Annotated in this window: 18 protein-coding genes; 1 reads left to right on the top strand and 17 read right to left on the bottom strand. The window is 68.3% G+C overall.

All coding sequences use genetic code 11. From position 1 onward, the window contains the following. Window positions 1-3: 3 nt before the first annotated feature. Genes J3S20_RS09275 through J3S20_RS09235 form a run of 9 tightly spaced genes read right to left on the bottom strand, consistent with a single transcriptional unit; the run spans window position 4 to window position 10369 of the window. Window positions 4-1173: an iron-containing alcohol dehydrogenase gene (locus tag J3S20_RS09275; protein ID WP_216836154.1), complete on the bottom strand. Its 1170-nt coding sequence runs from the start codon at window positions 1171-1173 to the stop codon at window positions 4-6. A 33-nt stretch (window positions 1174-1206) separates the two neighbouring features. Further along, complete coding sequence (locus J3S20_RS09270; protein WP_216836153.1) at window positions 1207-2286, bottom strand: ABC transporter ATP-binding protein; 1080 nt, start codon at window positions 2284-2286, stop codon at window positions 1207-1209. Further along, window positions 2283-3275 carry an ABC transporter ATP-binding protein gene (locus tag J3S20_RS09265; protein ID WP_216836152.1) on the bottom strand — a complete coding sequence of 331 codons (993 nt, stop codon included), beginning with the start codon at window positions 3273-3275 and terminating at the stop codon, window positions 2283-2285. The genes J3S20_RS09270 and J3S20_RS09265 overlap by 4 nt, the downstream gene beginning before the upstream one ends. Beyond that, entirely contained in the window at window positions 3272-4702 is a 1431-nt protein-coding gene (locus tag J3S20_RS09260) for an amidohydrolase family protein (protein ID WP_216836151.1), read from the bottom strand. The genes J3S20_RS09265 and J3S20_RS09260 overlap by 4 nt, the downstream gene beginning before the upstream one ends. 14 nt (window positions 4703-4716) lie before the next feature. Next, window positions 4717-5328 carry a LysE family translocator gene (locus J3S20_RS09255; protein WP_216836150.1) on the bottom strand — a complete coding sequence of 204 codons (612 nt, stop codon included), beginning with the start codon at window positions 5326-5328 and terminating at the stop codon, window positions 4717-4719. A 4-nt stretch (window positions 5329-5332) separates the two neighbouring features. Further along, the gene (locus J3S20_RS09250; protein WP_216836149.1) at window positions 5333-6922 is read right to left on the bottom strand and encodes an ABC transporter substrate-binding protein; all 1590 of its coding nucleotides are present in this window, start codon (window positions 6920-6922) and stop codon (window positions 5333-5335) included. A gap of 20 nt (window positions 6923-6942) precedes the next feature. Beyond that, window positions 6943-7794 carry an ABC transporter permease gene (locus J3S20_RS09245; RefSeq protein WP_343215191.1) on the bottom strand — a complete coding sequence of 284 codons (852 nt, stop codon included), beginning with the start codon at window positions 7792-7794 and terminating at the stop codon, window positions 6943-6945. Between the two features lie 8 nt (window positions 7795-7802). Continuing rightward, window positions 7803-8744, bottom strand: a complete 942-nt coding sequence (locus tag J3S20_RS09240) for an ABC transporter permease (RefSeq protein WP_216836147.1) — start codon at window positions 8742-8744, stop codon at window positions 7803-7805. Next, window positions 8738-10369, bottom strand: a complete 1632-nt coding sequence (locus J3S20_RS09235; RefSeq protein ID WP_216836146.1) for an amidohydrolase — start codon at window positions 10367-10369, stop codon at window positions 8738-8740. Before J3S20_RS09235 ends, J3S20_RS09240 begins: the two co-directional genes overlap by 7 nt. Window positions 10370-10521: 152 nt before the next feature. Here J3S20_RS09235 and J3S20_RS09230 point away from each other — a divergent pair, with 152 nt between their 5' ends. After that, window positions 10522-12093: an ABC transporter substrate-binding protein gene (locus J3S20_RS09230; protein ID WP_216836145.1), complete on the top strand. Its 1572-nt coding sequence runs from the start codon at window positions 10522-10524 to the stop codon at window positions 12091-12093. 3 nt (window positions 12094-12096) lie between these two features. On the opposite strand, the gene hflX is transcribed toward J3S20_RS09230, so the two are convergent. From hflX to J3S20_RS09190, 8 genes are all read right to left on the bottom strand, one after another. Continuing rightward, a complete protein-coding gene (gene hflX, locus J3S20_RS09225) occupies window positions 12097-13440 on the bottom strand; it encodes a GTPase HflX (protein WP_216836144.1) in 1344 nt (447 codons plus the stop codon). 167 nt (window positions 13441-13607) lie between these two features. Beyond that, the gene (locus tag J3S20_RS09220; RefSeq protein WP_216836143.1) at window positions 13608-13934 is read right to left on the bottom strand and encodes a hypothetical protein; all 327 of its coding nucleotides are present in this window, start codon (window positions 13932-13934) and stop codon (window positions 13608-13610) included. Next, entirely contained in the window at window positions 13927-14712 is a 786-nt protein-coding gene (locus tag J3S20_RS09215; RefSeq protein ID WP_216836142.1) for an ABC transporter permease, read from the bottom strand. Before J3S20_RS09215 ends, J3S20_RS09220 begins: the two co-directional genes overlap by 8 nt. Next, window positions 14709-15551 (bottom strand): ABC transporter permease, encoded by an 843-nt coding sequence (locus J3S20_RS09210; protein ID WP_216836141.1) that lies wholly within the window; start codon window positions 15549-15551, stop codon window positions 14709-14711. Before J3S20_RS09210 ends, J3S20_RS09215 begins: the two co-directional genes overlap by 4 nt. Then, window positions 15548-16639 (bottom strand): ABC transporter ATP-binding protein, encoded by a 1092-nt coding sequence (locus J3S20_RS09205; protein WP_216836140.1) that lies wholly within the window; start codon window positions 16637-16639, stop codon window positions 15548-15550. Before J3S20_RS09205 ends, J3S20_RS09210 begins: the two co-directional genes overlap by 4 nt. Further along, window positions 16639-17409, bottom strand: a complete 771-nt coding sequence (locus J3S20_RS09200; protein WP_216836139.1) for a class II aldolase/adducin family protein — start codon at window positions 17407-17409, stop codon at window positions 16639-16641. The genes J3S20_RS09205 and J3S20_RS09200 overlap by 1 nt, the downstream gene beginning before the upstream one ends. Next, window positions 17410-18351, bottom strand: a complete 942-nt coding sequence (locus tag J3S20_RS09195; protein WP_216836138.1) for a 2-hydroxyacid dehydrogenase — start codon at window positions 18349-18351, stop codon at window positions 17410-17412. A gap of 58 nt (window positions 18352-18409) precedes the next feature. After that, entirely contained in the window at window positions 18410-19516 is a 1107-nt protein-coding gene (locus J3S20_RS09190; RefSeq protein WP_216836137.1) for an extracellular solute-binding protein, read from the bottom strand. Window positions 19517-19521: the final 5 nt, after the last annotated feature.

Below are 19521 nucleotides of genomic sequence, written 5' to 3'. Positions count from 1 at the left end.
GGGTTAGGCGGCGTAGCTGGCCCGGTAGAGCGCCACGATCTCCGCCGCATCCGGCACGCGGGGATTGTTCGACGGGCTGCCGGAGGCCAGCGCCTGCTGCGCCATCAGCGGCAGCAACCCCTCCCACTTCCCGGCATCGATCCCCCATTTCGCGGGGCTCGGCACATCCAGGTCCCGGTTCAGGGCGCGCAGCTCCTCGACCAGGCGCTGGGCGGCGGCCTGGTCGCCCTCGGCCTCGCTGGCCACGCCCATCACGCGCGCGGCCTCGGCATAGCGCGGCCGCGCCGCCTCCAGACCGAAGGCAGTGACGGCGGGCAGCAGCATGGCGTTGGACAGGCCGTGCGGCACATGGAAATGGGCGCCGATGGGCCGGCTCATGCCATGCACCAGGGCGACGCTGGCATTGCTGAAGGCAAGCCCCGCCAGCGTCGCGCCGCGCATCATCGCCTCCCGCGCCGCGGCATCCTTCGGGTCCGCCCAGACGCGGCGGAGATTGGGCGCGATCAGCCGCATCGCGCTGCGGGCATAGTCGTCCGAGACCGGGTTGGCCTTGGCGGAGACGAAGGCCTCCAGCGCGTGGGTCAGGCTGTCGATGCCGGTATCGGCGGTGATGCGGGCGGGCAGGCCGAAGGTCAGCTCGTAATCCACCACCGCGGCCAACGGCAGCGCGCCGAGGCCGGCGATGAGCATCTTCTCATCCGTCTCGGTATCGGTGATGACGGTGAAGCGCGTGGCCTCGCTGCCCGTCCCGGCGGTGGTGGGGACGCAGATGATGGGCACGGCACCAAGGTTGGCGGCAGCCGGCACCTTGAAGTCCCGCATCTTCGCGCCCGGCGGCGCGGCGGCGAGGATCGCCATGGCCTTGGCGGTATCCATCGGGCTGCCGCCGCCGAAGCCGACCAGGCAGTCATAGTCGCCGGCCCGCATGGCCGCGACGCCGGCGGCGATGACGGTATCGGTCGGGTCCGGCACGGTGTCCGAAAAGACGGCGGGCGCGAGGCCCGCTTCGCGCAGCGGCGCCAGCGCCTGCTCCACCAGGCCGGAGGAGACCATGAAGGGATCGGTGACCACCAGCGGCCGGGACAGCCCGAGCTGGGCCAGCACCTCCCCCAGCTTCTTCACCGCGCCACCGCCCATCAGCATCAGCCGCGGCGCCACGAGCTGCATGACCATCCTGTCCTCCCCGTCCAGCCGGGGGATCAGAGCCTAGGGCGCCCGGCCTGGCAATGCGGCGGCCAGCCGTGCCTTGGCCGCGGCGTAGAGGGCCAGGCGCTTGGCCGCCACCGGCGCGATGCCCTCATGGGACGCGGCATCGAAGGGCGGCAGAACCTCGGCGAAATGGCAGGCCACCTGCTGGCCCGGGCCGATGTCGCGCAGCACCGGCATCTCCGCCTTGCAGCGATCCTGCGCGAAGGGGCAGCGGGTGTGGAAGCGGCAGCCGGGGGGCGGGTTCATCGGGCTCGGCACATCGCCGCCGATCGGCTTCACCAGGCCGCGCCGCCGCGGATCGGGGTGCGGAATGGCCGAGAGCAGCGCGCGCGTATAGGGATGCGCGGGCCGATCGAAGATGGCGCGCTTCGGCGCGGTTTCCACGATCTGGCCGAGATACATCACCGCCACGCGGTCGGCCATGTGATGCACCACGGCCAGATCATGCGCGATGAACAGGTAGGACAGGCCGAAGCGGCGCTGCAGGTCCTTCAGCAGGTTCACCACCTGCGCCTGGATCGAGACATCCAGCGCGGAGACGGGCTCGTCGCAGATGATCAGCTCCGGCTGCACCGCCAGCGCGCGGGCGATGCCGATGCGCTGCCGCTGGCCGCCGGAGAATTCATGCGGGTAGCGCTGCGCATGGAAGGGCGCGAGGCCGACCAGGCCGAGCAGTTCCCTCACCCGCGCCGCGCGGGATTCGGGCGTGCCGATGCCATGCACCTCCATCGGCTCCGCGATGGTATCCGCCACGCGCAGGCGCGGATTGAGGCTGGCATAGGGGTCCTGGAAGACCACCTGCACGCGGCGCCGCAGCGTGCGCAGCGCGGCCCCCGAAACTTCCTGCCCGTCGAAGCGCACGGTGCCGGAGGTGGGCTCGATCAGGCGCAGCACCAGGCGCGCGGTCGTGGACTTGCCGCAACCGGATTCACCCACGATGGCCAGCGTCTCGCCACGCTCGATCTGGAAGGAGACGCCATCCACGGCGCGGACGGTGCCGACCTGCTTCGCCAGCACCAGGCCCTTCTTCACCGGATAGTGCTTGGTCAGGTTCTCAACCTGCAGCAGCGTGGTCATGCGGCGATGTCCAGGCTGTTCTCGACCGGCGCGCGGATGCAGGCGGCGAAATGGCCGGGCGCCACTTCCTCAAGCGGCGGCGGCGCGCTGCGGCAGGCGGCGAGGGCGAAGGGGCAGCGCGGCTCGAAGCGGCACCCCTTTGGCAAAGCGAAGGGCGGCGGGACTGCGCCCTCGATGGCCAGCAGTTCCTCGCGCGTTTCGTCCAGGCGCGGCACGGAGCCGAGCAGGCCCAGCGTATAGGGGTGCTGCGGGCTGGCGAAGAGTTCGGCCGCCGTGCTGCGTTCGGCGATGCGGCCCGCATACATCACCGCGACCTCATCGGCCATTTCGGCGATCACGCCGAGTTCGTGCGTGATCAGCACGATGGACATGCCGGTTTCCGCCTGCAGGTCCTTCAGCAGGTCGAGGATCTGCGCCTGCACGGTCACGTCCAACGCCGTGGTGGGCTCGTCCGCAATCAGCAGCTTCGGCCGGCAGGCCAAGGCCATGGCGATCATCACGCGCTGGCGCATGCCGCCCGAAAGCTGGTGCGGGAATTCGTCGAAACGGCGCGCGGCGGCGGGGATGCGCACGCGGTCCAGCGCGGCGATGGCGCGGTCGCGCAATTCCCTGTTGCTCGCCTTGGTGTCGTGCGCGCGCATCGCCTCCATGATCTGCAGGCCGATGGGATGCACCGGGTTCAGGCTGGTCATCGGTTCCTGAAAGATCATCGCCACCTGGCCGCCGCGCACGGCGCGCATGCCGGCTTCCGACAGATCCAGCAGATTCTGCCCTTCCAGCAGCACACGCCCCGCGGCGACGCGCCCCGGCCGCGGCACCAGCCGCATGACGGAGAGCGAGAGCATGGACTTGCCGCAGCCGGATTCACCGACGATGCCGAGCGTCTTGCCGCGCGGCACAGCCAGGTCGACGCCATCGACCGCGGGGATATCGCCATTGGCGCTGCGGAACACCGTCCGCAGCCCCTGGATCTCAAGGAGTGGGGTCATGACCACCGGAATGTGGGGGGCGAGGAGACTTCGACCGGGCGATGCGCCCAGTCCTGCGACGGCGCCTTCTCGATGATGCGCTTCTGGGCCTCATGCAGATGCGCGGCGGCGCCGTGGTAGTCCATGGTGGTGACCTTGCCGTCCGAGACAACCTTGTTGCCGTCCACATAGACATCGCGCACCGCGCGATCGCCCGCCGCATAGACCAGGCTGCGCACGGGATCGCGGCCCGGGCGCATCATCGGATGGGTCACGTCCACCAGCACGAAGTCGGCGCGCGCGCCGGCGGCGAGGCGCCCGATATCCTCGCGGCCCAGCGCCTTGGCGCCGCCGATGGTCGCGGCATCGAAAAGCTCGGTCGTCGTCATGCTGCGCGGATCGTTCGCCTGGGTGCGGGCGAGATAGGCCACCAGCCGCATCTCATCGAGCATGTTGTGCGGATAGGTATCCGTGCCGAGGCCCATGTTGACGCCGGCCCGCTTGTAGCGGCCGAAGTGCTTCAAAGTGATTCCGCGCCGGGCGAAGACGGTGGGGCAATGCGCGACGGTCGTGCCGGTCTCGGCCAGCCGCCCCATGTCGCTGTCGGTCCACCATTTGGTGGAGGGATGGTCATCCAGAAAAATGCCGTGACCGATGATGCTGCGGTCGCTGAGCAGGCCCATGGAGTCCAGCCATCCGATCGGCGTCTTGCCGGTGCGGCGTGTGATCTCATGGAACTCGACCACGGACTGCGCCGCATGGATCTGCCAGGACAGGCCCCGCTTGCCGGCCTCGGCGAAGCTTTCCTTCAGCAGCGTGTCGGTGCAGGTATCGATCTGCGCCGGCACCACCATGCCGAACAGGCGGCCGCTTTCGTGCTGTTCCGCACGCTCGATCAGTGACAGCGCCTCCGCCATCGCCTTCTCGCCGGCGGCCTCGTCCCATTCGTATTCGACGACATGACCATTCTTGGTGAACCACTTGGCCGACTTGAACATGGGCGCGATGCAGACGCGCATGCCGGATTCCGCCAGAAGGTCCATCCAGCCGGGATGCGCCATGGACAGGTCGGCCACCGTCGTGACGCCGGAGAGCAGCAATTCGGAGAGGGCGACGCGGACGCAGCTCGGCACCGCTTCCGCATCGGCGCGGAAGATCGGCATGAACTCGTAGAGCGAGGAATTGTAGAGACCAGGCGAGCCGATCTCATCGATCAGCCCCTTGTTCATCGGCTCGCTGGACGGGTGGGAATGGATGTTCACCAGCCCCGGCATGACCATGAGGCCGGAGCCGCTGATCTCCTCCTCCACCGGCCCGTCATAGTTGCGGCCGACGAAAGACAGCGTGCCGCCGGTGAAGGCGACATCGGCATCGGGCAGGTAGATGTGCTGCTTGGTCGAGGCGTCCCAGGCGACCACAAGGTCGGCATTGCGGATGACGGTGGCCATCGTATTTCCCCCTGTTATCTCTCGCTCAGCGCCAGGCGGCCGCCGAGTGCCACGAAGGCGGCGGCAAAGCCGCGGCGCATCCAGGCCAGCACCGAAGGCCGCGAAAGGATATGCCGCCGCGCCGCCGCGGCGCAGCAGCCATAGAGAACGAAGACCGCGAAGGTCATCGCCATGAACACGCCGGACAGCATCAGCATGGTGACGACCGGCTGCGGATCCTGCCGCGCCACGAATTGCGGCAGGAAGGCCACGAAGAAGATGGACAGCTTCGGGTTCAGCAGGTTCGCCGCCATGGCGGCCAGGATCACGTCCTGGTCGCGCCGTGGCGCGGCATCGGTTCGGATGGCAAGCGGCCCATCCGCGCGCAGGCTGCTCCACGCCATCCAGAGCAGATAGGCGATGCCGGCCCAGCGCAGGGCCTCGAAGGCCAGGGCGCTGGCATGCAGCAGCGCCGCCAGGCCGGTGATGGCCGCCAGCATATGCGGCAGGATGCCGAGCGTGCAGCCGAGCGCCGCGACGATGGCCGCCCTTCGCCCCTGCGACAGCGCGGCCGCCAGCGTGATCACCACGCCCGTACCGGGCGAGGCGACCACGATCAGCGAAGTCAGCAGGAATTCGGCGCCCATGGCGTCAGCGCGTCGTGCGCATGTCGAGCGCCTTGTAGATGCCGATGCCATAGAGGCCATGCGCGCGCAGCCCGGTCACGCGATTGGAGACCGCGACATAGAGATTCTCGCGCGCCGTGGTCAGCCAGGGCGCTTCCTCGGCCAGCTGGCGCTGGATATTCGCCAGCGCGGTGCGGCGCACGGCAGGATCCGTCGCGCTGCGCGCCTCATCCAGCCAGGCATCGGTCTGCGGGTTGTTCCAGTTCATCCGGTTCGGCGTCGGCCGCGCCCGGCTGTGCCAGTACAGGCTCAGCGCATCGCCGGCGGAGAAGTACGGATAGGACAGGAACAGCGCATCGAATTCCTGCGTCGCCATGCGGCCCCAGGCGACGGTCGCATCGAAAAGCTGGATGCGCATCTCGATGCCGACGCGGCGCAGCGCCTGCTGGATGATCTCGCTCTGGCGCTGGTTCTCCAGCGTGTTGATGCCGTAGGTCAGGAAGGTGGCGCGCTGGCCGTCCTTCACGCGAACGCCGTCCGAACCCATCACCCAACCCGCTTCCTCCAGCGTGCGCTGGGCGGCGGCGGGGTCGAAGGCCGGGACCATGGTGTCGGACTGCGCGTCATAGTCCAGCGCATTCGGGTTGATGATGTTGCGCGCGGCCTGCGCATGGCCGAACCAGACGGCGCGCACCAGCGCCTCCCGGTCCACGGCCTGGTGGATGGCGCGGCGCACGGCACGGTCGTTCATCACGGGCTTGTCGACCTTGAAGCCCAGGTAGAAGTCCCAGAAGTAGTTGGGCTGGGTCAGCAGCGACACGGTCGGCACGCGGCGCAGGCTGTTGATGGCGACCGTCGGCACATATTGCGTGACATCGGCCGCACCGGTCTGAATGGCCGCGAGCCGCGCGGAGGGTTCCGGCACCACGCGCCAGACGATGCGCTCGACATGCGCCGGGCCCTGGTTCTGGTACATGGGCGGGCCCCAGCGGTAGTTCGGGTGGCGCGTCAGCACCAGCTCGTTCCGCGGGGTCCAGGAGGACCAGCAATAGGGGCCGGTTCCGTTGAAGCCCTGGCTGCCAAAATTCTGGCCGAGGCGATCGACCGTCGCCTTGTCGATGATGCCGGCGAAGAACAGCGTCAGCTGCGACAGCAGCTCGGAGAAGGGCGCGTTCAGCTCATACTCGACCGTATGGGCGTCGACCGCGCGGATTTCCTTCACCGGGCCGGCGCGCCAGGCCACGGGGCTGCGCGTTTCCGGCGAGATCCAGCGGTTGATGGAATAGACCACGTCCTGCGCGGTGAATTCCTTGCCGTCGCAGAAGGTGACGCCGCGGCGCAGGTGGAAGGTATAGAGCTTGCCGTCGGGCGAGACCGTCCAGCGCTCGGCCAGGCCGGGGCGAATGGTCTGGCCGTCGAAATCCATGGTGACCAGCGTATCGGTCATCATGCCCACGATCTCGCCCGCGCCGCGTGCGGTGGAGCGATGCAGGTCGTAGCGGTCCGCGTCGATCTCGCGCAGGAAGACCACGGTGTTGCGCGGCGTCTGCGCAAGTGCCGGCAGCGCCGTCACCATCGCCAAGGCGGCGACAAATGCGCCTTTGAGGAAATTCATCTTCTTCTCCCTGTTTGTCATCAGACGCGGAGCCGGGGGTCGAGCGCGTCGCGCAGCGCATCCCCCAGCACGTTGAAGGCCAGCACGACGACAAAGATGCCGACGGCGGGAATGACGGAGATATGCGGCGCGAAGAACAGGAAGGTGCGCCCCTGCGCCGCCATGGCGCCCAGCTCCGCCACCGGTGGCTGCGCGCCGAGACCAAGGAAGGACAGCGCCGAGCCCAGCAGGATCACCTGGCCGAAGCGCAGCGTGGCGAAGACCAGGATCGGGCTGGCGCAGTTGGGCATCAGGTGCCGCCAGATCAGCCGCGCATCGCCCATGCCCTGGGCGTGCGCCGCCTCGATGTAATCGAGCCCCAGCACCACCAGCGCGGTGGACCGCGCGATGCGCGCCATCAGCGGGATGGTGGCCACCGCCAGCGCGATCACCACCGCCGTCACGCCCGGCCCGAAGATGGCGGCGATGGCCAGGCCAAACAGGATGGCAGGGAAGGACAGCATGATATCGGCCAGCCGCATCAGCAGCCCGTCGATGCGCCGGTAATAGGCCGCCGCAAAACCCATGGCCACGCCGATGACGCCACCGATGCCGAGGCTGAGCGCGCCCATAGCCAGCGTGACGCGCAGGCCGAAGAGCATGCGCGACAGCATGTCCCGCCCCTGCCCGTCCGTTCCCAGCAGGTACTTCTCGTCGGGCGGCTGCATCACCGCCATCAGATCCGTCTCAAAGGGATCATAGGGCGCGAGCCACGGCGCGAGTAGCGCGGCGAGGATCACCAGCACCACCACGGTGAGCGAGACGGCGGCCGCCGGCTCCCGAAGCAGGATCTTCAGCGTGCCGGGGCGTGTCGGCGGGACAACCTCTGTCACGGTCGCGCTCATCCGGCCCGAACCCGCGGATCGAGCACGCCGTAGAGAAGATCGACGGTGAGGTTCACCAGGATGAAGCCCATCGACAGCACGATGATGGTGCCCTGCGCCATCGGGAAGTCGGAGGAGAGGATGGCGCCGACCGCCAGCCGCCCGACGCCGGGCCAGGAGAAGACCGTCTCCGTCACCACCGCGCCGCCGAGCAGGAAGCCGATCTGCAGGCCGATTAGCGTGACCACCGGGACCATCGCATTGCGCAGCGCGTGGCGCGTGACCACCAGCCGCTCCGTCAGCCCCTTGGCCCGCGCCGTGCGCACATGGTCCGCGCCCAGCACATCCAGCACCGCCGTGCGCGTCATGCGTGCGACGGGCCCCACGAAAACGCCGCCCAGGGTGATCGCCGGCAGGATCACCGCGCGGATGCCCTGCCAGGTCCAGAGCGGACCCTCGCGGCCCGTGAAGGGCAGCCACTGCCACTGGAAGCCGACGAACCAGATCAGCACCAGCCCGAGGAAGAATACGGGCACGGAAACGCCGGCGACGCTGAAGGCCATGACGACACGGTCGATGAGGGACCCGCGCCAATAGGCGCCGACCGTGCCCATGGCGATGCCGAGCGGGATGGACCAGATGAGGCTCGCCACCATCAGCTCCAGCGTCGGGCCGATGGTGGAGGCAAGCTCGCCCGAGACCGGCACGTTGTTGATGATAGAGACGCCGAGATCGCCATGCGCAAGGCGCCAGACATAGAGCGCGAACTGCACATAGAGCGGCTCATCCAGGCCGAGATCGGTACGGATCTGCGCGATGACCTCGGCGCTGGCATTCGGGCCGGCGCGCACCACGGCGGGGTCGGTCGGCACCACCTGCATCAGCAGGAAGCCGACTAGCAGCACGCCGAACATCACCGGCACCGCCAGCATCAGGCGTTGGACGGCGTGCCTCAGCATGGGGCGAGCGCCCCGTGCCGGTCGAAGATCACCTCGCCACCGCGCAGTGTCAGGTCGGCGCGCGTGTCGCGCAGGATCAGCTCCGGGTCGCAGCCAAAGATGTCGCGAGACAGCACGGCGATATCGGCCTGCATGCCGGGCTCGAGCGTCCCGCGGCGGTCCTCGGCGAATTGGGTATAGGCGCCGCACCAGGTCTGGCAGTGGATCGCCTGTTCCGCCGTCAGCGTCTGGTTCGGCCCCAGCACCGTGCCGCGGTTCGTCTTGCGCGTCAGCATGGTGAAGAGATTGGCGAAGGGATCGACGGAGGAGACGGGGCAGTCGGAGGAGGCCGCCGGATGATGCCCCTCCTCCAGCCAGGTCCGCATCGGATAGGCTTCCTCGCTGCGGGCGCGACCGAGGTTGCGGATATAGAGGTCGCCGAACTCGTACATGAACGCCGGCTGCGGCACCGGCAGGATGCCGCGCGCCAGCATCCGCTTGCGCTGATGCGGCGTCAGGAAGCCGCAATGCTCGATGCGGTGGCGGCGGCCAAGGAAGGGATGCGCCTCGCTATCGGCCATCTCCATGCCGACCAGCACCTGCTCGATCGCCGCATCGCCGATGGCGTGGATATCGAGCTGCCAGCCCTGCTCGTGAAACAGCTTTAGCAATGCGTGGATCTTGTCGTCCGGGAAGGTGAAGACGCCGGTGCCACCGCCGGCGCTTTCCAGATACGGGTCGAAAAAGGCCGCGGTCAGCCCGCCCGCGGAGCCATCCGCAAAGACCTTCACCGCGCCCCAGCGCAGCATGTCGTCACCCTGCATCGGCCGCAGCCCGGCCTCCCACGCTTTCAGCGCGATGCCTTCCGGATTGCCGGCGAGCACGTTCCACATGCGCATCAGCGACCGCCCCTGCGCCACGGCGCTGCGGAAGGCCGCGACCTCCGCCATGCCGGCCGTCATGCCCACATTCATGTCGGTGGCGGAGGCGAAGCCGAGTGACGCCAGGTGCTTGCCGGCGCGCTCGATTGCATCGACCAGCGTCGCCTCGTCCGGCTCCGGAATCACGTCGCGGATCAGCCGCATGGCGCGTTCCTGGAACAGGCCTGTCAGCGCGCCGCCCTTGCGCTCCACCACGCCGCCCTCGGGGTCCGGCGTATTGTGGCCGACGCCGGCGGCGCGCATCGCGGCCGTATTTGCCACGCCCATATGGCCGCAGGTGCGCACGATGAAGACGGGATTGTCGGGCGAGACGCGATCGAGCTCCGCCGCCGTCGGATGCCGGCCGATATCCAGCTCCGCATGGTCGTAGCCACGGCCTAGCACCCAGGCGCCCTTCGGGGCCTCCTTCGCCGCGCGGCCGATCCGTGCCAGCACCTCATCCAGGCTGCGCACTTCCTCGGCGCGCAGGTTCACGCCCGCCAGCGCCAGGCCGTAGGGCAGCAGGTGCATATGCGCCTCGTTGAAGGCGGGGATCGCCACGCGCCCTTCCAGCGCCACATGGCGTGCCTGCGGCGCGGCGGCGCGCACCTCGGCCTCCGTCCCCACTGCGAGCACCAGCCCGTCCCGCACCGCCAGCGCCTCGGCAAAGCCGCCGGCGAGGCCGCGAAACACGCGACCGCCGGTGAAGATCACATCCTGGCCCATCAAGCCGCCAAACCCCATTCGTGCGCGCACTGCATATGACCGGACTGTCATGCGGCGATCTGCGCTCGTCAACCCGGCGATGACGCAACAACATTGCACAACAGCCCGTCCGCGGAGATCATCCGCTTCTTCCCTAGGCAGGATGACAAAAGATGCGCAGGCCTTGGCTCGGTTTGGCGGCGGCGGCCGCCCTGGCGCTGACTTCCGGCGTCGCAATGGCACAGTCCACGCTGCGCGTGGTGCTGATCAATGACCTGGCGAGCCTGGATCCGGTGAATTCCACCGCGGCCTTCGTCCGCAACCACGGCTTCATGGTCTACGATCAGCTCTTCGCGCTGGACAGCCAGGGCGTCGCGCGGCCGCAGATGGTGCAGGACCATGTGGCGAGCAGCGATGGCATGGAGCATCGCTTCACGCTGCGGGACGGCCTCGCCTTCCATGATGGCAGCCCGGTGCGCGCGGCGGATGCCGTAGCCTCCATCCGCCGCTGGTCGCAGCGGGACATCGTGGGCCGCGCGCTGGCCGCCGCCACGGCGGCGATGGAGGTGGTGGACGAGAAGACCTTCGTCATCCGCCTCTCGCGCCCCTTCGCGCTAGTGACCGAAGCACTGGCCCGCCCCACGGCGAGCGCGCTGTTCGTCATGCCGGAACGCATCGCGGCGACGCCGGCCACCACGGCCATCACGGATGCCACGGGCAGCGGCCCCTTCATCTTCCAGCCGCGCGAATGGCAGGTCGGCAACCGCGCCGTCTATCTGCGCAACCCCGCCTATCGCCCGCGCTCGGAACCGGCGGATGGGCTGGCGGGCGGCAAGGTGGTGCAGATCGACCGGCTGGAATGGGTGGCGATGCCGGACCCCGCCACGGCAGCGGCGGCGCTGCAGGCGGGCGAGATCGACTTCATCGAGCAACCCTCCCCCGACCTGATTCCGGTGCTGGAGCGCAACCGCAACATCCGCACCTTCGCGCTGAACCCGGTGGGCTTCATGGTGTGGCTGCGCCTGAACCACACGCAGCCGCCCTTCGACAAGCCGGAGGCGCGCCAGGCGCTGCTGCACCTGATCAACCAGCAGGACGTGCTGAATGCGGTGGGCGTGCGGCCCTCCGAACAGGTGCCCTATTGCCCCGCCTACTTCTTCTGCAACACGCCGCTGCAATCGGAGGCCGGCGCCGAGGGCCTGCGCGCGGAGAATCTGGACCGCGCCCGCGCCCTGCTGCGGCAGGCCGGGTATACCAACCAGCGCGTGGTCTTCATGAACGCGGCCGACAGCCCGATCAACAATGCGGCCACGCTGACCATGGCCGCCGCCTTCCAGCGCGGCGGGCTGAACATGGACGTCCCCAGCATGGACTGGGCGACCGTCACCCAGCGCCGCAACCGGCGCGAGCCCGTCGACCAGGGCGGCTGGAACATGTTCGTCACGGTGGCGAATGTGCTGGACGGCCAGAACCCGCTGACCAACCTGTATCTCGCCAGCCCCTGCGAGGGCGGCCTGACCGGCTGGCCCTGCGATGCGGAGCTGGAGGCGCTGCGCCGGTCCTGGTGGGAGGAGAATGACGCGGCCAAGCGGCAGGAAATCCTGCACCGCGTCCATGCGCGCGCCTTTCATGTGCTGCCCTATATCAATGCCGGGCAGTTCCGCACGCTGGCCGCGCATCGCAGCAATATCGAGGGGCTGCGCCCGACGACGGTGCCGGTCTTCTGGGGCGTGACGAAGCGGTAGCGGTCAGGCGAGGCTGCGTCGCAGCCTCGCAATCGCGCCGGGCAGGCCGCGGATCTTCAGGACGCGGCCTGCCTCGTTGTAATCCTCCGAGATCACGCGTGCGCTTTCATAGACCTCGCCGATCAGCCCCTGCTTGGCGTAGGGCAGGACCAGCACGTCCTCCTCCATCTGCGCCTCGAAGAAGGCGATCAGCGTCTCCCGCAGTGCCGCGACATCCTCGGGCGCATGGGCGGAGAGCATGATCGCATCCGGATGCTTTGCCGCCAGCGCCGCGCGCGCTTCCGCATCCACCCGATCCATCTTGTTCAGCGCCAGGCGCGAGGGCACGGCATCCGCGCCGATCTCGCGCAGCACGCTGCGGCTGACCTCCAGCTGCGCCTCATAGGTCGGGTCGGACGCATCCACCACGAAGAGCAGCAGCGAGGCCTCCAGCGCCTCCGCCAGCGTCGAGCGGAAGGAGGCGACGAGGTCGTGCGGCAGCTGCTTGATGAAGCCGACCGTGTCCGAGACCAGGATGCGCGGCCGTGTCTCCGGCTGCAGGATGCGCACGGTGGTGTCCAGCGTGGCAAACAGCTTGTCCTCGACCAGCACCTGGCTGCCGGTCAGCGCCCGCATCAGCGAAGATTTTCCGGCGTTGGTGTAGCCCACCAGCGCGACCCGCAGCTGGTCGCGGCGCGCGGAGCGGCGGTTGTCGGCGTCGCGCTGCACCGCCTCCAGCTGGTCCTTCAGCTCCGAGATCCGGTCGCGGATCTTGCGGCGATCGAGGTCGAGCGTCGTCTCGCCCGCGCCCGGCCCCTGCTGCCTTCCGCCGCCGCCGGAGGATTCACGCAGGCGCGGTGCGACGTATTTCAGCCGCGCCATCTCCACCTGCAGCTTCGCCTCCCGCGTATTGGCGTGGCGGTGGAAGATCTCGACGATCACGCCGGTGCGGTCCAGCACCTGGGCGCCGGTAGCGCGTTCCAGGTTGCGGATCTGGCTGGGCGAGAGCTCGTGGTCGACGATGACGAATTCGGGCCTCGGCGCCTCCGGCTCCGACGGACTTTCCGGCGCCTGGTCTGGCGCGCTCTCGAAGCGCTGGCGCGCCTTGGCGGTGGGCTTCGGCGCCATGGTGCCGATCTCGCCCGTGCCGCCGGTCAGCGCCGCCAGCTCGGCCAGCTTGCCGCTGCCGAGCAGCGAGCCGGCGCCGGTGCCCTCTCGGCGCTGGGACACCTCGCCCACCACCTCATAGCCCAGGGTCTTCACCAGCCGGCCCAGCTCCTCGAGGCTGGCGGCATGGGCGATGTCGTCCACCTCCGGCGTCTGGATTCCGACGAGGACGGCACGCGGGGTGGGGGCTCTGGTCTCCATGGGCTGGGCCTAGCATGGATTTGGCGCAAACCCAGCCTTTGCTGCTTAAGTGCGCGATGAATCTGATCTTCCGGCTACGCCTGAATTTCTCTCGACCACGAAGAGGACATGAGATCGCCCGCCAGCAGTCAGAGCGCCGATGCGCCCCGGACATTCACTCATCGTCATCATTCTTGATGGTCGTAGCCACGGGCAGCACATAAAGCTTCAAGTCTACGTAGCGTCACGTCCCAGGACCGCGCCGCTTCGCCAAACTCGGAATCTTCTGCCAAGATTTCGCCGACCATGGTGACCCGTTCCACACCATCGGTTACCCGGCGGATGATCCGATCGGCCTCAACAACGGGATTTACGGCAAAAAGATCTGTTTGAAGGGAGATCTGCTCGCAGAGTCGCCTATTATCTTCGGCGGCGCCGCGTAGTTGCAACCACAGCAAGCCCGCCAAAATAGTCGCGATGACTGCCCATGCGCGGAGCTGAAACTCGCTAGCCATCACGCCGCCGCCGCAGCGCCCGGTCCAGCAGCAGCAGCCCCGTGGTGAAGACCACCAGCAGCACCGCCACCGCAGCCATGGCGGGGTCCAGGTTCTCGTTGATGCCGTCCCAGATACGGCGTGGCAGGGTGAAGACGTCGCGGGAGGCGATGAACAGGACGATCACCAGCTCGTCCCAGCTGTGGATGAAGGCGAAGATGGCGCCGGAGAGGATGCCGGGCGCGATGCGTGGCAGGATCACCCAGCGCAGGGTCTGGGACAGGCTGGCCCCCATGCCGCGCGCCGCCTGTTCCAGCCGGGGGTCAAAGGCGGCCAGGGCGGTCGAGACGGTGATGACGACGTAGGGGATGCCGGTGACGCCATGCGCGATCGCCACCCCCATGAAGCGGTCCAGCAGGTCCAGCCCCGCGAAGTAGCGGTAGAGCCCGACCGCATAGACGATGGAGGGGATGATGATAGGCAGCAGCATCAGCGCCCGCACCAGGTTGGTGGACCGGCTGGCGACCCGCCAGCAGCCGATGGCGCACAGCGTGCCCGCCGCCACGGCGATGCCGGTGGCCACCACGGCGATCAGGAAGGATTGCCAGATCGAGGCCAGCCATTCCGGGGAGCCCAGCACCGTCGCATAGTGCTGCAGCGAAAGTCCCTCCTTCGGCAGGGACAGGAAGCGCTGGTCCGTCATGGAGACGGGGATGATGATGCTGATCGGCAGCAGCAGGTACAGCGCCACCACCCAGGCGGAACCGCGCGCGAAAAGGCCGGGCCGATGCGCCATCATGCCCCGCCGCCCCCAAACACGCGCTTCATGTCGACCAGGCGGGAGAAGATGGCCAGCGTCACCAGGATGGCCACCACCAGAACGGTGGCCATCATCGTGCCCAGCCCCCAGCGCAGCAGGTCCAGGATCTGCAGCCCGATCCACTCCGCCACCATCAGCGTCTTGCCGCCACCGAGCAGTGCGGGCGTGATGTAGAAGCCGAGCGAGAAGATGAAGACCAGCACGCCCGCCGCCAGCAGCCCCGGCAGCGACAAAGGCAGAAAGATTTTTGCAAAGATGGTGATGCGGCTGGCGCCCAGTCCGCGTGCGGCGGCCAGCAGGCGCGGGTCGATCTCCCGCATGCTGGCCAGCATCGGCAGCACGGCATAGGGCACCATGTAGTGCACCATGCCCACCACGATGCCGAATTCGTTCCAAACGAGTTGCAGAGGTTCGGTGATGAGGCCTGCGCCCATCAGCGTCTCATTCACCAAACCCTGGCGGCGCAGCAGCGTCACCCAGGCGAAGGCGCGCACGAGCACAGAAATCCACAGCGGCACCAGCACGGCGAGAATCCACCAGCGCTGGGCGGAGGGGTTTGCCAAGGCGATGCGGTAGGACAGCACATAGCCCAGCAGCAGCGACAGCGCCGTGGTGAGGATGCAGATGCGCAGCGTGGTGAGGATGACGCGCTGAACGCTTTCGCTGGTGAAGAGGCGTTCGTAGTTGGACAGGCCGGGCGAGGGCTCGGTGAAGGAGATGGCGAGCACCTGCGCGATGGGTGCCACGTAGAAGGCCGTCATCAGCAGGAAGGCCGGCAGGATCAGCAACCACCAGCCGAGATCCTGCCGGCGCATCATGCCAGATCGTCCAGCACGGGCACGCTGGCCGCGGCGCTCCAGCCGAGGCGGACGGGCAGGCCTTCGCGGGGGGCGATGGGGGCGTTCCAGCTGGGCAGGGTGATGCGCAGCGTGCCGAAATCCGGCGTGGCCACGTTCAGCGCATAGCCGGCGCCGAGATAGGACCAGCTCTCGATGGTGCCGGCGACGCTGTTCTGGGCCGCCTCGCCCTCCGCCAGCAGCGCCATCTTCTCGGGGCGCAGGCTGAGCAGGGCGGGGCTGCCGAGCGGCGGCGCTTCCGCGGCCGCGGTCACCACGCGCGTGGCGCCGGCGCCGATAGCGAAGCCGCCGGCAAACACCTCCTGCACCGTGCCGGAAAGGAAATTGGACTTGCCGAGGAAGTCGGCGACGAAACGCGTGCGCGGCGCTTCGTACAGCTCGGTCGGCGCGCCCTGCTGGATCAGCTTGCCGTGGTTCAAAATCGCCACGCGATCCGACAGCGACAGCGCCTCCTCCTGATCATGCGTGACATTCACGAAAGTGCGGCCGATGCGGCGGTGCAGCGCCTTCAGCTCGTCCTGCAATTCGGCGCGAAGCTTCTTGTCGAGCGCGGATAGCGGCTCATCCAGCAGCAGCAGCGCGGGTTCGAAGACCAGCGCGCGGGCCAGGGCCACGCGCTGCTGCTGGCCGCCCGAAAGCTGGCGCGGCAGGCGTTCGCCGAAGGCGGAAAGCTGCACCAGGTCCAGCGCCGCGCGCACCTTGGCATCGCGCTCCGCAGCCCCCAGCTTGCGGACGCGTAGCGGGAAGGCGACGTTCTCCGCCACCGTCATATGCGGGAACAGCGCATAGCCCTGGAAGACCATGCCGAAGTCGCGGCGCTCCGGCGGCAGGGCGGTGATGTCCCTTCCGTCGAGCAGGATACGGCCCTCGCTGGGTTCGACGAAGCCGGCGATGCACATCAGGATGGTGGTCTTGCCGCTGCCGGAGGGGCCGAGCAGGGTCAGGAACTCCCCCTGCCCAACCGCCAGCGACACATCAGCGACGGCCGTGAAACTGCCGTACCGCTTGCTCAGCCCCTGCAGGGCAAGCGCATGTCCCGCGGCCGACATCAGGCGCGATAATCCGGCTGCTCGCGATCCAGCTTGCGGCGCAGCGCCTGCCAGGGCAGCCAGCCCTTGGTCGGCCCCGTGCTGAACTGTTTTCGCGTGCGCTCCACGGTGGCATCGGATGCGACCGCCAGCGGCACGCCGGAGGATTGCGCGGCGATCTGGATGCGGCAGGACTGTTCCAGATACCACATCCAGTAGAAGGCCTCCGCCACCGTATGCCCCACGGTCAGCAGACCGTGATTGCGGAGAATCATCGCCGGCTTGTCGCCGAGGTCCTGCACCAGGCGCTCGCGCTCCGACAGGTTGTCATCATCGGCGACGCCCTCGTAGTCATGGATCGCGACGCGGCCCATGAATTCCATCATCATCTGGTTCAGGGGCAGCAAGCCGCCCTGTTGCGCGGCTACCGCCATGCCCGCCAGGGTATGGGTGTGCATCACGCAATTCGCATTGTCTCGGCCACGATGCACGGCGGAGTGGATGACGAAGCCGGCCGGATTCACGGGCCAGGTGGTGGGCTGCCGCGGCTCGCCATCCGCATCCACCAGCACAAGCGAGGAGGCGGTGATCTCCTCAAAGAGCAGGCCGTAGGGGTTCACCAGGAAGCGGTGCCCCTCCCCCGGCACGCGCACGGACAGATGCGTGAAGACCAGGTCCGTCATGCCGTGCAGCGCGATTAAGCGATAGGCGGCGGCCAGATCCTCGCGCAGTTCCTGCTCGGTCGGCACATGGTTCGGATCGGGCCGTACGGGCGGCGGGGGGAGAGCCATTCAATAGCCTCGCGCGTGGTCGTAGAGGTTTGCAAGGGGACGGCCCGCCGCGAGATCGGCGATGGCCTGCGCCACATATTCGGCGCGCTCGCGCCGGCTCGGCAGGCTGGCCATATGCGGCGTGACGATCGCCCTGGGATGCGCCCAGATCGGGCTTTCGGCCGGCAGTGGTTCCGTCTCGAACACGTCGAGCACCGCACCGCAAAGCCGCCCGGAGTCCAGCGCCGCCATGATGTCGTCGAGGTTCTGATGACTGCCGCGCCCGACATTCACCAGCCCGGCGCCGTGCGGAAGTTTCGCGAAGAGCGGCGCGGAAAGAATCCCGCGGGTCTCGGACGTCGCGGGCAGCAGGCAGACCAGGATGCGTGTCTCCGACAGGAAGGCGTCGAATTCCTCCGCCCCCACGAAGCAACGCACGCCCGGCAGGTCCTTGCGCGAGCGGGACCAGCCGCGCACGGGAAAGCCCAGCCCCTGCAGCATCGCCGCGGCGCGGCTGCCCATATTGCCGAGGCCCATGATGCCGACCGGCGCCTGCGGCGCGGTGTGCTCCGGGTCGAGGAACTTCCACTTCGCCTGCGCCTGGTTCAGCGCCACCCGCCGCGCATCCTTCAGCAGTGACAGCACGGCCCAGCAGACGAATTCGCCCATGCGCTGCGTGGCGCCGGCCGGGCCCATGCGCATCAGCGGCACATGCTTCGGCAAGGCCGGGTCGGCGGTGATGAGATCCACGCCGGCGCCGGCGCCAAAGATCGCGCGCAGATTGGGCAGCGTAGCGATGCGGCCCGGCTCCGGGTCCCAGGCCAGCACGAAATCCACCGCCTCCGGCGCCACCGAGGCATCGTCCCACCAGCGCACATCGAGCCCCGGCGCGTAGTCGGCAAAATACCGCTGCCATTCCGGCATGGCGGCCTCGCCACCGGATTTTACCAGGATCGTCGGCATGGAATCCCTTGTCAGCCCGCCCGCGGCGCGGTCATGCCGCGCCGCAGCAAAACTGCCCTCAGCCGGTGACCATGTCGATATAGTCTGCATTGGCCTGGGCATAATTCTGCCCCCACCAGCGGCCGTCCTGGGCCACCTGCACCCGCGCATTGGCCGGCTCGGTCGGGTTGTACTTCTTGAATTCCTCGGGCACGAGCGCCGCCGCATCCGGATTGGTCGGGCCATTGCCGAGGAACTTCAGCAGCTCCACCTGTGGCGCCGCATTGGCCAGCATGGAGGCCAGCAGCTTCTGCACCAGCGCGCCGCCCGGATTGCCGCGCGGGCTGACGAAGATGCCGGGCTGCAGAATGCCCTGGTTCCAGATGAACTTGAACCGGCCGTTGCTCTCCTGCTCCAGCACCTTGGCGCGGGTGTGCCAGAGCATGCCCATCACCGCCTCCCCCGTGCGGATGAACTGCTCGGACTCGGAGCCGCTGTTCCAGAAGACCAGGCTGCGACGGATCTCCCGCACCCGCGCCAGGCAGGCGCGGATATCGAGCGGGTAGAGATTCTCCGGGCTTTTGCCGAGGGAAAGCTGCGCCACGTCCAGCGCGCCGGCGGCATCCCGCCGCAGCAGCCGCGTGCCGGGAAATTTCTGCAGGTTCCAGAAATCCGCCCAGCTGGTCGGCGCCTCGCTGAACTTGCTGCTGTCATAGACCAGCACGTTGCTGAAGGAATAGGGCGCGGCGCCGTGCTCCAGCGCGAAGGTCGGGCCGATGACATGGGCGCGGTTCACCACGCTGTAGTCGACCGGGTTCAGCAGCCCCATCCCGCCCAGCAGGTAGGAGCTGGTGGCCGAGCTGTCGCAGAGGTCCCAGGTGACGCGGCGGGATTCGACCATGGATCGGATGCGCCCGGCGGAGGGCCCAGTGCTGTCCTGCACCACCGTCACGCCCGGATTGGCATCGCTGAAGGGCTTGCCGTAGAAATTCCCGAAGCCCTGGTTGGCGATGCCGCCCCAGTTCACCATCACCAGCTGCTGCGCCGCTTGCGCCTGCGCCGCATCCGGCATGGCGGCGGCCACGCCCAAGGCCGCCAGGCCGGCCATGAGCCCCCGCCGGCTGACCTCGCCACGGCGGAATTTCTCCAGCGCCAATTCGACGCAATCCTGCTGGAAGCTTTGCATACGAA

Source organism: Falsiroseomonas tokyonensis (assembly GCF_019024325.1).
In the GTDB taxonomy this organism is placed as follows: Bacteria; Pseudomonadota; Alphaproteobacteria; order Acetobacterales; family Acetobacteraceae; genus Falsiroseomonas; species Falsiroseomonas tokyonensis.
Note: the sequence above shows the minus strand (reverse complement) of the source record. Positions and strands in the feature narration are given on the sequence as shown.

Bases quoted from the DNA above. Each gene is read 5' to 3' on its own strand.
- J3S20_RS09240 (WP_216836147.1), bottom strand. From the start codon at position 8,744: ATGCTGAGGCACGCCGTCCAACGCCTGATGCTGGCGGTGCCGGTGATG.
- J3S20_RS09195 (WP_216836138.1), bottom strand. From the start codon at position 18,351: ATGCCGACGATCCTGGTAAAATCCGGTGGCGAGGCCGCCATGCCGGAA.
- J3S20_RS09265 (WP_216836152.1), bottom strand. From the start codon at position 3,275: ATGACCCCACTCCTTGAGATCCAGGGGCTGCGGACGGTGTTCCGCAGC.
- J3S20_RS09200 (WP_216836139.1), bottom strand. From the start codon at position 17,409: ATGGCTCTCCCCCCGCCGCCCGTACGGCCCGATCCGAACCATGTGCCG.
- J3S20_RS09205 (WP_216836140.1), bottom strand. From the start codon at position 16,639: ATGTCGGCCGCGGGACATGCGCTTGCCCTGCAGGGGCTGAGCAAGCGG.
- J3S20_RS09260 (WP_216836151.1), bottom strand. From the start codon at position 4,702: ATGGCCACCGTCATCCGCAATGCCGACCTTGTGGTCGCCTGGGACGCC.
- J3S20_RS09210 (WP_216836141.1), bottom strand. From the start codon at position 15,551: ATGATGCGCCGGCAGGATCTCGGCTGGTGGTTGCTGATCCTGCCGGCC.
- J3S20_RS09235 (WP_216836146.1), bottom strand. From the start codon at position 10,369: ATGGGCCAGGATGTGATCTTCACCGGCGGTCGCGTGTTTCGCGGCCTC.
- J3S20_RS09275 (WP_216836154.1), bottom strand. From the start codon at position 1,173: ATGGTCATGCAGCTCGTGGCGCCGCGGCTGATGCTGATGGGCGGTGGC.
- J3S20_RS09270 (WP_216836153.1), bottom strand. From the start codon at position 2,286: ATGACCACGCTGCTGCAGGTTGAGAACCTGACCAAGCACTATCCGGTG.
- J3S20_RS09215 (WP_216836142.1), bottom strand. From the start codon at position 14,712: ATGATGGCGCATCGGCCCGGCCTTTTCGCGCGCGGTTCCGCCTGGGTG.
- hflX (WP_216836144.1), bottom strand. From the start codon at position 13,440: ATGGAGACCAGAGCCCCCACCCCGCGTGCCGTCCTCGTCGGAATCCAG.
- J3S20_RS09190 (WP_216836137.1), bottom strand. From the start codon at position 19,516: ATGCAAAGCTTCCAGCAGGATTGCGTCGAATTGGCGCTGGAGAAATTC.
- J3S20_RS09220 (WP_216836143.1), bottom strand. From the start codon at position 13,934: ATGGCTAGCGAGTTTCAGCTCCGCGCATGGGCAGTCATCGCGACTATT.
- J3S20_RS09230 (WP_216836145.1), top strand. From the start codon at position 10,522: ATGCGCAGGCCTTGGCTCGGTTTGGCGGCGGCGGCCGCCCTGGCGCTG.
- J3S20_RS09250 (WP_216836149.1), bottom strand. From the start codon at position 6,922: ATGAATTTCCTCAAAGGCGCATTTGTCGCCGCCTTGGCGATGGTGACG.
- J3S20_RS09255 (WP_216836150.1), bottom strand. From the start codon at position 5,328: ATGGGCGCCGAATTCCTGCTGACTTCGCTGATCGTGGTCGCCTCGCCC.